The organism is Paraburkholderia sp. RL17-337-BIB-A, from assembly GCF_046025895.1.
Taxonomy (GTDB): Bacteria; Pseudomonadota; Gammaproteobacteria; order Burkholderiales; family Burkholderiaceae; genus Paraburkholderia; species Paraburkholderia fungorum_C.
This window is the reverse complement of sequence record NZ_JARESY010000003.1, coordinates 971,391-985,459: the sequence shown is the minus strand read 5'-3', so window position 1 is coordinate 985,459 and position 14,069 is coordinate 971,391. Positions and strand designations below refer to the sequence as shown.

Genomic DNA, 14,069 nt, shown 5'->3' with positions numbered 1-14,069 from the left:
ACATCGTCTTTGGCATCGCCAAGCATCTGCCTGAGGCTCGCCATCAGGTCCCTTCGGCCACCGTTCGTGCCTCTTTCAAGTGCCCATCCTGTTTGACCAGTCTCACGAAAGCCGGCCCTTAGGCGCCAAAAAAGTGACACACCCGCAGGGGACGCAAAGCGATGATGCCCCGCAGATGACTGAAGAGAAATTCCCGGGTCATGAGCCTGGTCTCGCTCGTCGATTCGCAAAGTCTCGACTTCCGTCAAATAGCTGTCGCCTCCTCTCTATCAAGGTCAGCCGCACAAGTCCGGTTCCGTCCTTGGCGTTTAGCCGCATAAAGCGCTCTGTCTGCGGCTGCGACCAGAATAGTCGGGGCTTGGCTTTCACGGGTTTGTTGTGCGGCCACGCCGAGGCTGATGGTAACGACCCCGTTGTTGCACGCCGCGTGTGGAATGCGCAGGTTTTCGACACGCTCCCTGATACGCTCGGCCACGACCAGCGCACCTTGCTGGTCGGTATCTCGCAGAATCAACCCGAATTCTTCGCCGCCATATCGGGCCACCAGGTCGCCCGAGCGCGTTACCGACGAAGCAATGGCCTGTGCAATCACGCGCAGACATTCATCCCCGCATTGATGGCCGTAACGGTCGTTATAGCTTTTGTAAGCATCCACATCGGCCATGATAACCGCGACGAACGCGCGCTTGTCTGCGCGCGCTTCCTGTTTCCAATGACGTCCCAGCTCACGGTCGAAATGTCGGCGATTGAACAGTCCGGTCAGCCCGTCTCTGAATGCAAGGTCCTCAAGTTCAAGGCGCTCAGCTGCCGCGCGCTTCTCCATCAATGTGCGCTCTGTCACATCACGAGCCGTCGCGGTAAGCGCTTCCGGCTTGCCAGATATCGGGTCGATGACTGGGCGCAGGAATGTCTCTAGCCACAGCACGCGACCGTCGGGACAGCGGACGCGACTAACCCGCGAAGCCTCATTCGCATCGAGTGCCAGTCGCGCAATGGCCACCGCCAGCGAATCGTGGTCGTCAGGCAGAGCGAGGTCCGGATAGTAGGAGCCGATGAGGTGGTCCGGGTCACTGCCGATGACCGCTTTTGCCCGTGGCGACACGTAGGTGAGCCTACCGTCGAGCGACATACTCATGACGATATCGCTCGCGTTTTCCGCAAGTATCCGGTATCGCCGCTCGCCCTCACGAAGTAAAACGAAGAGGCGCATTCGCTGTGCCTGGGCAGCGCTGATTGGTAGTGCGATGGCGAGCACAGCGACCAGAAACAACTGGAGCTCGAAGATACGGCGTTGCATGCTCTCATACGGATTAATCCAGAGCGGACCTGAGCCGTGGATGGTGAACGCCATCGCAATCGCAAAACACAGCAGCAATCCAATGAGGACACCAGCAACGTCGGCCTGAAACGCCAGCAGCACGATAGGCAGGAAAAGCCAGTACAGAAAGAGAAAGTGATTTTGTGCGAAGACCGCTGTCGCTACAACGCTAACCGTAAGTAGCAGAAAGCCGGTCTTCCAGCGGCCGGTGTTATGAAAAAGATGCACTACCTCGCCTGTCCAGAAGACCACAGCAACCGGAGTAAAGATAATGAAACTCAATGCGTCCACGGCGAACCAGTGAGAAAACGTAGGTAGCCGGGGGCCACTCAGCGGCCAACCAAGCAGCGCCGTCGCCAGCATTCCCGACATGGCAGGTGCAAGTACTGCGCCACCGACCAAAAACTTGACGAGCGATTCCGGGCGAATCAGTTCGGCGACGGTCGAGATACCGGGGAGCAGCAGCAATACAATTGCTACTTCGACGATATTGGCGGACATCAAGGTGAAAGATACCGCCAGGCTGTTGCCCACAAGAAACCTGGCCGAGAAGTTGCCGAGCGCGCCCCCGGTAAGTACCCACCATCGCTCCTGCGGCCTCACAACCATCGACTGCGCGAGCAGAACCTCAGAGGTCAACCAGATTGCCGCGACGTGGCCAGACGCGACCCAAAGTGTCCGACCGACCAAAAGCGCGACTATCGCCGCCACGAACGCAACCACCATGGACCAGACGGCCGCTGCTCGTTGGGGCGAACGAGGCGGGTCGACGAACGCCCCCGTGCTCGGCGCAGCTGCCCCGGATACGTGCCTCATTGCTGTGTTCCCCATGTTTTCTTGGTCCTTCGAGGGGCACACTTTGCGTTCCTCGTCCCATACCGGAGCACTCGACCTCAAGTGCCCCGGGTCAGAGCATCCAATGTAACGAGACCCCGAGATTGGTTGAACTCAAACTACTGCCGCATCAATCAGGAACTTCGACCGGTCCCTCTCGACAGCAAGCCATGCGGGCGCGGGACCGCGTCCGCTCCACGTAGCTCCGGACTTAGGGTCACGATAAAGCGCCGGCTGCGGACCTTTCCTCTGCCCCTTGCCCGCAGTCGCACCGACCGACTTCGACGCGGTCTTCTTGCCCGCAGTCTTTGCCTTGCTCACAGCACCCGCCGTCGCGGCAACAGTCGCGTCAGAGGCACTTGAAATCAGAAACCTATCCCGGTTTTTGGCTTCAGCAATCCAAGCCGGTGCACGCCCCCGCCCGCTCCATGTTGCACCCGATTTCGGGTCCCGATACAGCGCCGGCTGCGGACCACGAACATAACCTCCCGCTGCCTTCGCTTTCGTGGATGAAACCGGCTTCGCGGTCGCAGTACTGACGTCAATCAGGAATCGGTCGCGGTTTTTCGCGGTCCCAATCCAAGCGGGTGCGCGGCCGTGTCCGGACCACGTTGCGCCAGTTTTGGGGTCGCGATATTTGACAACAGACGTAGCGGACTTCGCGGCGGTCTTTGCCGACGCGTTTTTCGCGCGTCCCTTGCCGCCACCATGCTCATCAATGTCCGTAGCCGTCAGGCCGTGCTTTGCCATCGAATCATGAATGGTCTTTAAGACCTTCGCGGTTTCTTTTGTCATCAATGCGTCCGCCTGTGCCTGCAGTTTTTTCATCTTCGCCTGAATTGCGTCCAAAGTCGTTGCCATCAAGTGGCCTCCTCATGAATGTGGTCGCAATATGCCACGGCCGCACAAGAAAACGCTAGAGCATCGATGGCAGCGGCACTCTACCGAGAACCGAACATGATGCCGTCGGGCTGATTGCCACTCAGTCGGAACACGAGGCTCGTCTTTGCCGAGAATATCCTCTAATGGTTACTCGGGCCTCCGCCGCTCTTCTTGCGGCGTCTGAAAAGCGCACCGAATCCAACCGCTACAAGCAAGGCCATCAATAGGGCGGCACTCATGCCGGTCGTGCTGCGGGAGTCACTCGGACCGGAAGCAGCAGAAGCGACAGCAGGCGACGAGGCTTGCGTTGCGACCGGCTGCGGGAGCGCTACTCCGGCAGCACTGCCTTGACGAACGAGCGAGGCTTCCGAGGTCGGGGACGCCTGAGACGCGATTGAGGGAATTGCATCTGGGGTGGGACCGACTGGAGCCAAAGCGGTAGCCGATGCCATAACTGGAGCCGGAGCAGCTTGAGAGGCGGCTTCGACAGACTTGGCCATCGCCTTCCACGCCGCGAACACGACGTCGACGCAGTGGACGTCGACGCAGGCGTTCCGCGATTGCCTCCACTTCCGGAGTTGCTCGGCCGAGAGTTTCCCACGGCTCAGGAGAGCCTGCTGCTGCGCGAAGATAGCGTCGTATTCATTGTTCAGGATGGCGTAGTCGCATATGACGCGCTCAGCGGCTTGTTGCGTGGTTGCACACTGAATATCTGTCGCCCATGCCGCGGTCGAACCAAACGCTGTCGTTGACAGCAGCACTGCCCAAAATCGCTTTAGATGCACCGGTCCTCCCTGAATGTGGTTGCTGTGATTAAACTGCGGTCGCTCGTGAGCGAATTCCTATGTGCGCATAACGTGGTCACGAGACCCCTGATGCTGCTACCGCATGGGGCGCGCCAGTTCAACCGCGAAAACGGTCTGACCTGAATCCTTCTGCTGTAGCCAGTGGGAGCGGGCACGACCATGAATCCGCCGAGCTGGTCGCCGTACGCTACGATGCTCCCTTCAAGCAGGAAATTTGCGGTCAAGGCACACAGCGCCGCATCCACTTCGTCGATAGACCTCAGCGACGTCGCATCAATTCCCGCATCTTCAAGAATTTCTCGGCGCTGGGCTCGCTTTCGCTTCGCAGATGCGACTTCAGTCCTAAGAAGGGCGCTGGTTATGGCGTGGGGAAACGTCTCAAAGCAGACTCGGTCATCGATTTCTCCCCCATTATTGAAAAGAGGAAAATGTGGCGCGAATGCCTGATAGACACGCTCGCCGCTGAACATCCACCCGTAGAATCCGCTTTTACTGGCCATGTCAGTTCACGAGTCGGTGTGGCGAACGAAAAGATTCGTCGCCGCGCGAACTCCTTCTCTGCTTGCCTTCCGGCCTCGCCGACTCGCCACAGACAGGGTGCGTCAATACCCACCGCTGCCACCTCAAATTGGAGGCACTTTTCGAGCATATGCTCTGGCGCCTCCTTGCGGAGGTTGCACACAATCTCGCAGCCACGCAGGATAACGAGATGATTTCCTTTCCGGTCTCCGCCAATGTCGATTCCGGCTACAGTTCGTTGCGACCTCATAATCCCCGTACGTTCAACGAAGCGCACTTATCTCGGTGCCATCCGATGATGTTTCAAACTGTCGAAAAACACTGCAATCCAGCACTCGGTTCCAAGGATGCCGCGTCTTGCCGCGACACGCCAGGGGTAGATGGCCGCTTCCAGTTCGCCGCCGCTGATTTCATGCCTCGGTTAAAAGAGACTTGGCCTGTACAAGAAGAGCGTGCGACGCGGTGAACTCATTGCGTCCGGCCATTGTGAGGGCGGCGTGGCCCGTGCGAAGCGCTACTTACTGGATTCTGGCGGTCGTGTTTGCACAGGTCTTCGTGATAGCACTAAAGTTTGTCATGCGCCGTGCGCGACCGTCATCGATGTATGAGGGCTTACAGGGATTTTCCTTTCCCAGCAATCATGCAACGCTGAGCGTCGTCACTTATGGCTTTCTGGCGTTTTTCGTTGCGCGCGTGGGGCAATGCCGCACGGCTACGTATTGCGACTGCCACGGCACTGTTCATTCTCCAGATTTCGTTCTCACGCCTTTATTTGGGCGTGCACTGGTTTTCCGACGTGCTCGCCGGAATCAGCTTCGGTGTGGCATGGATAGCAACGGCAGCCGTGCTGCATCGTGCAGGGGATGAAAACGAAAAGGACGCTTCTTCCCTCGGCGTGGCGTCCTTCGTCACCTTTGTCATCAGTGCGACGGTGCACATCATGCAACACGGTGTGGACATGACCCTCTACGCCCACAGGTAGCGTGTTGGCAACCCTCTTGCTGGCCGAAACTGCCGGGATATAACGCCGTCAAGATTTGTAAGCAGTTTTAGCGTTTTCCGACTGTCTTTCGGTAGCGTTGTCCCGGACGTATCGCTTCGGACGGCGTCTGGCGCTTCAGGCTTCCGCTCCAAACAAGGCGCCGACGCCTGAGGACACGCCCATGGCTAAAGCGCTCCAGAAGACCACGCGGATGACGCCGGGGCCAATTTTCGCCCCGCCAGCTTTCGCGGCCAGGCCGCCCAGCACGGCCAGCGAAACCAGAGCAGAAACGACGATGGCCGGTAGCAGCACCGATGCGGGTGCGAGGGCGGCAACGATAACCGGCAACGCGGCACCAACCGCAAAGCTGCAGGCAGAAGCCAGTGCGGCTTGAAGAGGTCGGGCAGAAGTGACCTCCGAAATGCCCAGTTCATCACCCGCATGAGCACCCAGTGCGTCGTGCGCCATCAGCTTTTCGGCAACCTGCCTGGCAAGCGGCAAATCAAGACCACGACGCACGTAGATTGCAGTCAATTCCCGATGCTCGCGTGAGAAGTCGGCATCGAGTTCGGCCTGCTCCTGGACCAAGGCTGCCTTTTCAGTATCTGCCTGCGAGGAAACAGATACGTATTCCCCCGTTGCCATTGACATGGCCCCAGCAACCAGGCCGGCCACGGCCGTGAGCACAACGCTTCCGTGAGTAGTGTGCGCGGAGGCTACACCGGCAACGAGGCTCGCCGTCGAGACAATGCCGTCATTGGCGCCCAGTACAGCGGCACGCAACCAGCTAATGGATTCGAGACGGTGCTGTTCCTTATGTCGCACAGGCATAGTTCCTCCCCGTTGGAAATGTTGATGCACTATCTCATGATGGTAGATGCGCGGGGGGCCTAGGTTATCTAGCTGCGATGGCGACATCGGAGAGCTTGCAGTCCATGGCATTGTCTGCCGGCGCCGACGAACCTGGCGATTCACGCTGCAGCTTGGCCTGTCGCCGCACCCGGTCGTTAATCACCTGGTGGCGTCGGTGGTCGGTCATCTTCTTCCACCCTCGAAGTTGGAAGGAGGCCGACTTGCAGGTAAAGCTCAGTAGAAAAAAAGCGGGCGAAAATCTGCTCGCCTATCGTATAGCTCGAACTTGGCCGATGATTCGGCGCCGTGTGGATACCTATATAGCTACTGGAGCGGACTTTTGTTTCCGGTCAACCCAACCGTGACCTGCCGCCGACTTGAGGATGACTGTAATGAAGTCGGAGGCGAAACGCAGCGTAACGCAAGGTGGGTATGCCATCTGTTTTTCTCAGAAGCATATTCGTCCACGGTTGCCATTGATTTGCCTTGGCCAACGAACGTGAGGAGCCGCTAGTGCTCGCTCCTGACGCCGGGCGGCCGTGAGGGCTCAAGAAAAAGAGCGGTCGGTCGTAAACACAGAATGATTTGTTATCGAACATTTTTTGATTTGAATTACGAGAGACCTACCTAGATGCCTAAGAAGTTGACGGACCCGAGCCAGCATTTCATGCAAATGATGATGAGCCTTTATTTCACGGAGAAAGTAGACCTATATTCGGGAGTTGAGGCAGCGAAAACACTTCCACCGATGGAGGCCTTCGTGCTGGGGACGATGTGCCTCGACCGAATCTACAATAGCCAAGCACTCAGCAACCGGCTGTTCCGTCCCAGGACATTTGATTCCCGTGAGTGTGACATCTTCACGGAAGGGGGCATCCTTGGCCTTGTGGAACGCGGCTATCTTAAGCCAGCGTCGAAAGCGGCCGAACAGGCGCTGAATTCAAGAAACGACAGAGTGTGGGGGCTGGGAGATGTGCCATTCATCGTGACGGCCAAAGGCGCGAAACGTATTGGCTACCTTGTTGCCAATCTCAAGGGCGAGGACTACAAAGAAGTAGTCAAAAAATTGCAGGTCGAGTCGAAGGAAGCAGCGAAGGGTTGGAGTCCGCTCTAAAAGTCACGGCGCGGCCGAAAAACGCGGTCTGATTGCGGCAAAGTTTTCCCCGGAGCGTCGAACGAGTATGGCGACGCACTCTGAACTCACCTACCCGTTTTATCTTCACCGCTGCTGAGCGTTCGACTTGGACGGTTTCGTATCGAACTGGCAGATGAAACGCGCCGTGTCCTTTAAGGACGCGGCGCAGCTTCCAACGTGTTTAGCTGCTCGCTTCTCCTGCTGGCTGCTGTAAGCCTGCCCAGACACTTTCAAACCGGACCGGCAGATGCGGTCCGCTCATCTGCGCAGAATCGCGAAGCCGCCCCGCGGGATGGTGTCACGGTAAAGCTTCAGTCGGTGTGAATAAAAGTCTCATCCAAGTTCCGGGTGCTCCTCCAGCCTGGCGGGCTTGCTATGTCTTCAAACGCTAGAACACGTTCCTCAGGATTCGTCTTTAGGTTGAGCATCCTCTCTAGCCTACATACTTCGTTTTTTGTGAATGCCCCTTGGTGAAGTTGAGCCCCGCCTTATCCTGAGCGAGGCCTTCAGACACGTTCCAAAGCATCGTGAGATGCCCCTCGGAGCCAGCGTCGCCCGTCAGCCGTTCGCCTCAGGGCGCTAACTTCGCCACCCTGTCCGGTGTCTCAAGACTATCCCACAGTACCGGTTGTCCCATGACCGCTGTCGTTGATGTCCGACCAGCCATGCGGCAACTCACCGACAAGGTGAGCTGCCAAAAGTATATGTGACGTGAGAAGCCATAATTTGGCTGCGGGCCAGGCATTTCAGAAAATCTCTCAGGTCGTCAAAAGGATTCTCGAGAAAATTATTTTTTACAGCGACCCCATACAAGGGGAAATTGCCCGGAGAGAAGCCGACGCAATTGCTGACGGCATAGATTCAAACCGGCTTGCAGTTGGACAACCTCGAAGGCCTTCGCTCCATTTCGCGCTGGGTTTGAGAAGGGAGCGGCTGTCAGCCTGAAATATGTCTCTTTCCGTTGGACTTTCTGAAGTACAAGGGTCAAGCGTGCCCTGAAGGGCGCAACAAACCCGGCCTTCTGCGGTGGCTCCCTCGCTTTGGAATCAAGGTATTGCTTCGGCCTGACTGCGAACGCGGAAGAATTTCTCCACTGGAATGACCGCTACGACCCCGTCTCCAATCGCGCCGACATGTGCGATATCCATGATGGTCTTTACGAGAGCATCGACGTTTTCTTCCTGCGCAAAGATTTCAATCTTGACGTGCTCCGTCGTCCAATCGTCAGCAAAGTGATTCGGATGCACGCCGAATCCTCGCACTCTGGTAACGGTCACACCATGGATGTGAATAGCGCCCAACGTTCGTTCCAGTACTTCCACTACATCGAGCCTGACGATGGCAACAACGCATTTCAGTTCCATGTCGTCCTCCTCAGCGGTTGAGTGTTAGCGAAACCGTCTTCTGCTATCCGTTTGGTGCCCACTTCGCATCCACGGCAGCTTGAATCTTGCCTGCATCCTGAACGCCAGCTTTTGTCATCTGCCAGGCTATCTCTGCCGTGCCCTGGCAAACCGCGCATGTCACCGCCATCTGGTCTTCGAAGCATTGAAGATTGGAGCGGTGTACGCCGCGATTTTTACAACCGCACCAGCAATAGAGCTTGTTGAGCGTCGCTGGAATCTGCGTTGCAACCCAGTACGAATGTCTTACGTCCTTATCAGTAAACTGATTCGGGTTCAGGACGTGTGACGCATCCGACCGGCCACTGGGAATGATGCGCAACCCATCGGGACGCAACATCCCCACATGCCACACAGATTCCGAATGTCCCTGCTCTTGCAGACCCGTTTTCCCGGTCGCGGAACTGAGTACCGGGTGCCGTGCAAAGAACGGCCCCAGAACAACCACCGCAGGTACCGCAAGAATCAGCGCGACCAGGAGCGCCACGAGACACCACCTCGGCAAGGTGAGTACCGGGGAATGCGCCCCGCGCGCCTGACGCCCATCTTCTTTGTGTATCCAATTTTTCATTGCAACTCTCCTTTTTCACAGGCCAGCGCTATCGCCAGAGATGCATCGCCTCACTGCAAGAACGCATGCCGTGCATCATGCTTACGTGCATCACAGCCATGCCGACGATACCGAGCACAGCGAAGAGGCCAATGACGGCGAAAATGACAATGACGACGTTGAGCATTCGAGCGTTGTCCAACATGATTTTCTCCTTCGCATCAGTCGCGGAGCAGCATGACGAGCAGCGATATCGCGCTGCCCCGCGTGACTTAATCGTGGCCTGATGAATCAGGTCACGATTTGGGACCTGTCACCGCTTCACTCTGCACGTCCTGCTTGTCGGTACTGGACTTCGTAGCCCGCATCATGAGCAGCATCGAGAGCGGACATACCAGCATGCAGGCCACCAGGATGAATGGGGCGAGAGCGCCTCTGAACTGAGGCAGCGCCCAATATCCAAGGGCGATAACAAGCGCGAGCGCAAGTGCAGTCGGCGAATTCAATCGGTCGTTGCAACATCTCGAGATTGGAGGTGTTAAATGGGACGACCACGAGGTTGGGCTGCGCAACAGACGGGGCGGGCATCGATGTCTTCACCGGGCAGGCCAGGTGTCAATCAGTTAGAGACGAAACAAGCATTCTGGAACTGCATTGCCGAGGGAATGGAGAGTGATGCCGCCGCGTTGGCGTGCGGCGTGTCGCAGCCCTTGGGCCCGCGATGGTTTCGCCAGGCTGGAGGCATGCCGCCGATAGATTTGGCGCCGCGCTCGGGTCGCTATTTATCGTTCTCGGAGCGTGAGGAGCTTGCCTTGCTTCGGGCGCAGGACTGCGGGGTTTGCGAGATCGCACGGCGGCTTGGTCGTTCGCCCTCGACCATCTCACGCGAACTGTGCCGCAATGCCGCGACCCGTGGCGGTACGCTGACCTATCGGGCGACGGTCGCGCAGTGGAAAGCCGAGCGAGCGGCAAGGCGGCCCAAGACCAGCAAGCTCGCCGAGAACGAGCGATTACGGGCTTATGTGCAGGACCGACTGGCGAATGCGGTTACCGATGAGAAGGGCCGGCCGATACCGGGACCCAACGTACCGTGGAAGGGAAGACGGCATGGTCGTCGGGCCGACCGGCGTTGGGGCACTTGCTGGAGTCCGGAGCAGATCAGCCGCCGGTTGCGACTTGATTTCCCCGATGATGAGTCTATGCAGATCTCACACGAAGCCATCTATCAAGCACTCTACATTCAGGGCCGTGGTGCATTGCGACGCGAACTCTCTGCGTGTCTGCGTACCGGCCGGGCACTGCGCGTGCCACGGGCCAGAACGCAGCAGCGAGGAAAAAGCTTCATCACCTCCGAGGTGCTGATCAGTGAGCGCCCGGCCGAGGTTGCCGACCGTGCTGTACCTGGGCATTGGGAAGGAGATCTGATCATCGGCCTGAACAGCTCTGCAATTGGCACTTTGGTTGAACGTACGACCCGATTCACAATGCTGCTGCACCTACCGCCCATGCCGGGCCACAATTCTGGCGCTCGGGTGAAGAACGGGCCGGCGTTAGCTGGCCACGGCGCCGAGGCTGTTCGCAATGCCATTGCCGCGAAGATCGCGATGCTGCCCGAGCATTTACGCAAGTCGCTAACTTGGGATCAGGGCGCGGAAATGGCCCAGCATGCGCAGCTACAAATCGACACGGGTTTGGCAATCTACTTCTGCGATCCGCGAAGCCCGTGGCAGCGTGGAACTGACGAAAACACCAACGGCCTGTTGCGACAGTACTTCCCCAAAGGCACCGACATCAGTCGATATTCTGAACGCGAACTCGATGCGGTCGCCAACACACTCAACGCCCGACCGCGCAAAGCCCTTCAGTGGAAGACGCCCGCTGAAGCGCTTGAAGAGTTACTATCCACAGCTTAAAAAACAAGTGTTGCAACGACTCCTTGAACCTAAGGTCGTCACCATCGTCTTTGTGTTGCACTTCATGATTGCTTCCTTTCTGGAACTGGATTGGGTAGTAGTGTCGGGAAGAAATCCACGTCACTTCGATGGTGACGTACCGGCCTGGTCGGAGTACTTGAGCATGATGTCGCCCATCGCCTTCATCATTTCCCCGTGCATGCGCATCGCGGTCTTCGGGTCCATACCCATATTGCCGCCCATCATCGGACAGCCACCCATCATGCCGCCGCCCATTCCTCCCATTCCCATGCCGCCCATCATGTTGGAGCCGTGTTCTCGCGTTTGCGGTGGGTGACTCGCGTCGTTGCCGGTCCCACTGGCAGCCATGGCCACAGCGCCCGTACCCAACGAGAGTGTCAACAGGGCAGCAGTCAGTAGTGATTTCGCGTTCATATATATCTCCGGATTCGGTTAAATCGTGTCACTGAGAAAGCAGTTCTCGAGGCGCGAGCCGACGCTCTCCGCGTTCGCGACACGTGTGCGTGCGCAACGACGCGGGGCCGTTCGAGACTCGTCGACGAGGGAACTACAGGGAGCGAGGCGGAGGCGCGGGCAGTTCGGGGATGAACTGCGGTATGAGAATGAGGTTGGTGGCCCGGTAGACGGGCGAGGAAGTCACGACTGCCGTCTTGTGCGTCGTAGGTATAACCGCCATGCCGCAGGCGAGACCGCTCAGGCTGCCGTGACATGCGGGCTGAGAACCCGTTACGTGGGCTCTCGCATCTTGTGCACACGCCACCATGCCCGGTGTGTGCGGCGCCTTCATCTGCGACTGCATTGTCGACGACGACATCTCCGGGCAAAGCGCTACCTGCGCGGGGTAACCAAGAAGCGGCAGCCACGCGATAAGCAGACAGGCGACAAGTTTTGCCCAGAATTTCATCATTTCAGTATAGGTGGTCCACGGGGCATCGCCAAAGGACAGGATGACTCGCGCGCTAGCCGGTAGGTCACTGGCCCCAACGCTTCAGATGCGCGAGGAACGCGTCAGCACCCACAAACCCGACCAGCTGCGCGTCGACCTGCTGATGGCCATTGCGGTCGTAAAAAATGAGCGCCGGTGGTCCGAAAAGGCCAAAGCGCCTCAACATCCCAGCGTCTTCGGGAGTGTTCTTCGTCACATCAATACGCAGCAGCTTCCAATGCGCGAACTCGCTCACCACGCGCGCATCGGTAAAGGTAAATCGCTCGAGTTCCTTGCAACTGATGCACCAGTCAGCATAGAAATCCACCATTACGGGTTGGCCGCGTGCCGATTCAAGCGCCCGGTCGAGTTCGGCGGTCGACCGTATCGGTTCAAACCGCGCTGCACGGACCGTCTCAGTCTGTGCCCCCCGCCTAACACCATGCAATGGTTGAAGAACGTCAAAATTTCCCGATGCAACGCCGACCAGTTCGGCAATGGCGGCGACCAGCAGCAGTACGCCAATTGCTTTGCCCACGCGAAGCACACCTTGTGCGTTCGGCGGTAGCGGGTCGATGGCGCGCAACATCATGGCGCAAACGGCTAGCAGCAAAGCGACCAATGCCATCAGCAGCCAATCCGGCAGTAGCGAATAGACGAACCACAATGCTGCTGCAAGCAGCATGACGCCCAACGTATTCTGAACGGCAATCATCCAGTGACCGGACCTCGGTAGCACGTGCGCGCCGAACGTGCCGACGAGCAGTAGCGGAATCCCTATTCCGATGCCCATCACGTACAAGGCCAGCGCTCCGCCGACGACATCGCGACTGTTGGCGATATACAGCAGCGCACCCGCCAGCGCGGGTGTCGAGCATGGGCCGACAATCAGTGCGGAGAGCATGCCCATCACGAACACTGGGACAATCCGGCCGCCGGGCAGGCGATTGCTCCACCCGGTAAGCCTGGTCTGCCAGCCCGTTGGCAACTGCAGTCTGAACAGACCGAACATGCCGAGCGCGAGGACGACCATGAGCAAACCAAAGGCGGCCAGCACCCAGGGCTTTTGCGTTACAGCCACCAATGGGATGCCGATGAGTGCTGCAATGGTGCCGGCGACTGCATAGGTAACCGCGAGTCCCTGCACATAAGCCATCGACAACGCGAAGCCGCGCCACACGGTTGGCCGTTCCTGACCTCGGCCGATAACGGCGGTCACAATCGGAATGAGGGGATACATACACACCGTGCCCGCCATCAACAGGCCGGCAAGCAGGAAGCCCAACAGCTCAGGAACGCCAAGACCATTCGCCGGTCGCAGATTCAGGCCGAAAACAGTGACGCCCCGATTTTCGCCGACAACTGGAAACTCGGTCGCACCGGTCGTTGCATTCCCTTCGTTCGCAGTGGACGTGACGACGCCGCTAGCAGCTATCCGGTAGCTTCGGGTTAGCGGCGGGTAGCAGACGCCGAGGTCAGCACACCCCTGCGAGGTGACGGACAGCACGATGCTCGCCGTGATGGCGCGGGGCAACGGAACGCGAATCTGCACAGGCCGGTGATAGACCTGGACCATGCCGAATGTCGGGTCGTTTTTCGATTCTGCGGGCGGCATCTGGTCCGGCTTAACGGGCACACCATCCACCGCGAAGCTGAAGCGTTCCTGGTACAGGTAGTAGCCAGGCTTCGTGCCGAAGTCGAGCGTTACCTGTTGTGGACCGCTGACGCTAACCGTCAATGGGAAGGCTTCGTTGACGGGTAGCAGGTCGGATTCGCTCACCGCGTAAGCGGCCAGAGACATGAAAACGAACAGCAAGCCAAGCGCGATGCGCAACGCGCGCTTCGCTGCGTCTGTCTGACGGCAAATTCGCTGCCGTAGGTCGGATGATGTCATTCGCATTGCAGTGCCTCTACTCACAAGATGTGAGC

General features: G+C 58.3%; 13 protein-coding genes and 1 pseudogene. 4 read left to right on the top strand and 10 right to left on the bottom strand.

From position 1 onward, the window contains the following. Positions 1-244: 244 nt before the first annotated feature. The 3 genes and pseudogenes from P0D84_RS42700 to P0D84_RS42690 all read right to left on the bottom strand — a co-directional run. The gene (locus P0D84_RS42700; RefSeq protein WP_408348718.1) at positions 245-2,044 is read right to left on the bottom strand and encodes a bifunctional diguanylate cyclase/phosphodiesterase; all 1,800 of its coding nucleotides are present in this window, start codon (positions 2,042-2,044) and stop codon (positions 245-247) included. Positions 2,045-2,266: 222 nt separating this feature from the next. Beyond that, positions 2,267-3,013: an H-NS family nucleoid-associated regulatory protein gene (locus tag P0D84_RS42695; RefSeq protein WP_408348715.1), complete on the bottom strand. Its 747-nt coding sequence runs from the start codon at positions 3,011-3,013 to the stop codon at positions 2,267-2,269. 976 nt (positions 3,014-3,989) lie between these two features. Further along, positions 3,990-4,609, bottom strand: a pseudogene (locus tag P0D84_RS42690) (DUF429 domain-containing protein); the annotation flags it as partial. Between P0D84_RS42690 and P0D84_RS42685 the strand changes: the two are divergent. Both P0D84_RS42685 and P0D84_RS42680 read left to right on the top strand, forming a co-directional pair. Beyond that, positions 4,550-4,825, top strand: coding sequence for a hypothetical protein (locus tag P0D84_RS42685; protein WP_408349896.1), 276 nt, complete (start codon positions 4,550-4,552; stop codon positions 4,823-4,825). The pseudogene P0D84_RS42690 and the gene P0D84_RS42685 overlap by 60 nt on opposite strands. Positions 4,826-5,023: 198 nt before the next feature. Then, complete coding sequence (locus tag P0D84_RS42680; RefSeq protein WP_408348712.1) at positions 5,024-5,341, top strand: phosphatase PAP2 family protein; 318 nt, start codon at positions 5,024-5,026, stop codon at positions 5,339-5,341. Positions 5,342-5,476: 135 nt separating this feature from the next. On the opposite strand, the gene P0D84_RS42675 is transcribed toward P0D84_RS42680, so the two are convergent. Next, positions 5,477-6,172, bottom strand: coding sequence for a VIT1/CCC1 transporter family protein (locus P0D84_RS42675; RefSeq protein ID WP_408349803.1), 696 nt, complete (start codon positions 6,170-6,172; stop codon positions 5,477-5,479). Between the two features lie 64 nt (positions 6,173-6,236). After that, positions 6,237-6,431, bottom strand: a complete 195-nt coding sequence (locus P0D84_RS42670) for a hypothetical protein (RefSeq protein ID WP_408349800.1) — start codon at positions 6,429-6,431, stop codon at positions 6,237-6,239. Between the two features lie 393 nt (positions 6,432-6,824). Between P0D84_RS42670 and P0D84_RS42665 the strand changes: the two genes are divergently transcribed. Beyond that, a complete protein-coding gene (locus tag P0D84_RS42665) occupies positions 6,825-7,307 on the top strand; it encodes a hypothetical protein (protein ID WP_408348709.1) in 483 nt (160 codons plus the stop codon). 1,067 nt (positions 7,308-8,374) lie between these two features. Here P0D84_RS42665 and P0D84_RS42660 read toward each other — a convergent pair. The 3 genes from P0D84_RS42660 to P0D84_RS42650 are packed head-to-tail and all read right to left on the bottom strand — an operon-like array spanning position 8,375 to position 9,486. Beyond that, on the bottom strand, positions 8,375-8,692 hold the full coding sequence (locus tag P0D84_RS42660; RefSeq protein ID WP_408348706.1) for a P-II family nitrogen regulator: 318 nt from the start codon (positions 8,690-8,692) through the stop codon (positions 8,375-8,377). Between the two features lie 43 nt (positions 8,693-8,735). Continuing rightward, positions 8,736-9,302 (bottom strand): PCYCGC motif-containing (lipo)protein, encoded by a 567-nt coding sequence (locus P0D84_RS42655; protein ID WP_408348703.1) that lies wholly within the window; start codon positions 9,300-9,302, stop codon positions 8,736-8,738. Between the two features lie 28 nt (positions 9,303-9,330). Then, a complete protein-coding gene (locus P0D84_RS42650; RefSeq protein ID WP_408348700.1) occupies positions 9,331-9,486 on the bottom strand; it encodes a hypothetical protein in 156 nt (51 codons plus the stop codon). A gap of 337 nt (positions 9,487-9,823) precedes the next feature. On the opposite strand from P0D84_RS42650, the gene P0D84_RS42645 reads away from it, so the two are divergent. Then, the gene (locus P0D84_RS42645; protein WP_408344547.1) at positions 9,824-11,194 is read left to right on the top strand and encodes an IS30 family transposase; all 1,371 of its coding nucleotides are present in this window, start codon (positions 9,824-9,826) and stop codon (positions 11,192-11,194) included. A gap of 120 nt (positions 11,195-11,314) precedes the next feature. Here the strand turns inward: P0D84_RS42645 and P0D84_RS42640 are convergent, their stop codons facing one another. Together P0D84_RS42640 and dsbD are read right to left on the bottom strand one after the other, a co-directional pair. After that, entirely contained in the window at positions 11,315-11,629 is a 315-nt protein-coding gene (locus P0D84_RS42640; protein ID WP_408285512.1) for a hypothetical protein, read from the bottom strand. A gap of 557 nt (positions 11,630-12,186) precedes the next feature. Then, positions 12,187-14,034, bottom strand: coding sequence for a protein-disulfide reductase DsbD (gene dsbD / locus P0D84_RS42635; protein ID WP_408348697.1), 1,848 nt, complete (start codon positions 14,032-14,034; stop codon positions 12,187-12,189). Positions 14,035-14,069: the final 35 nt, after the last annotated feature.

Coding starts and splice junctions, on each gene's coding strand:
- P0D84_RS42700 (WP_408348718.1), bottom strand. CDS start 2,044: ATGGTGGTTGCGTTCGTGGCGGCGATAGTCGCGCTTTTGGTCGGTCGG.
- P0D84_RS42695 (WP_408348715.1), bottom strand. CDS start 3,013: ATGGCAACGACTTTGGACGCAATTCAGGCGAAGATGAAAAAACTGCAG.
- P0D84_RS42685 (WP_408349896.1), top strand. CDS start 4,550: ATGATTTCCTTTCCGGTCTCCGCCAATGTCGATTCCGGCTACAGTTCG.
- P0D84_RS42680 (WP_408348712.1), top strand. CDS start 5,024: ATGGCTTTCTGGCGTTTTTCGTTGCGCGCGTGGGGCAATGCCGCACGG.
- P0D84_RS42675 (WP_408349803.1), bottom strand. CDS start 6,172: ATGCCTGTGCGACATAAGGAACAGCACCGTCTCGAATCCATTAGCTGG.
- P0D84_RS42665 (WP_408348709.1), top strand. CDS start 6,825: ATGCCTAAGAAGTTGACGGACCCGAGCCAGCATTTCATGCAAATGATG.
- P0D84_RS42660 (WP_408348706.1), bottom strand. CDS start 8,692: ATGGAACTGAAATGCGTTGTTGCCATCGTCAGGCTCGATGTAGTGGAA.
- P0D84_RS42655 (WP_408348703.1), bottom strand. CDS start 9,302: ATGAAAAATTGGATACACAAAGAAGATGGGCGTCAGGCGCGCGGGGCG.
- P0D84_RS42650 (WP_408348700.1), bottom strand. CDS start 9,486: ATGTTGGACAACGCTCGAATGCTCAACGTCGTCATTGTCATTTTCGCC.
- P0D84_RS42645 (WP_408344547.1), top strand. CDS start 9,824: ATGGGACGACCACGAGGTTGGGCTGCGCAACAGACGGGGCGGGCATCG.
- P0D84_RS42640 (WP_408285512.1), bottom strand. CDS start 11,629: ATGAACGCGAAATCACTACTGACTGCTGCCCTGTTGACACTCTCGTTG.
- dsbD (WP_408348697.1), bottom strand. CDS start 14,034: ATGACATCATCCGACCTACGGCAGCGAATTTGCCGTCAGACAGACGCA.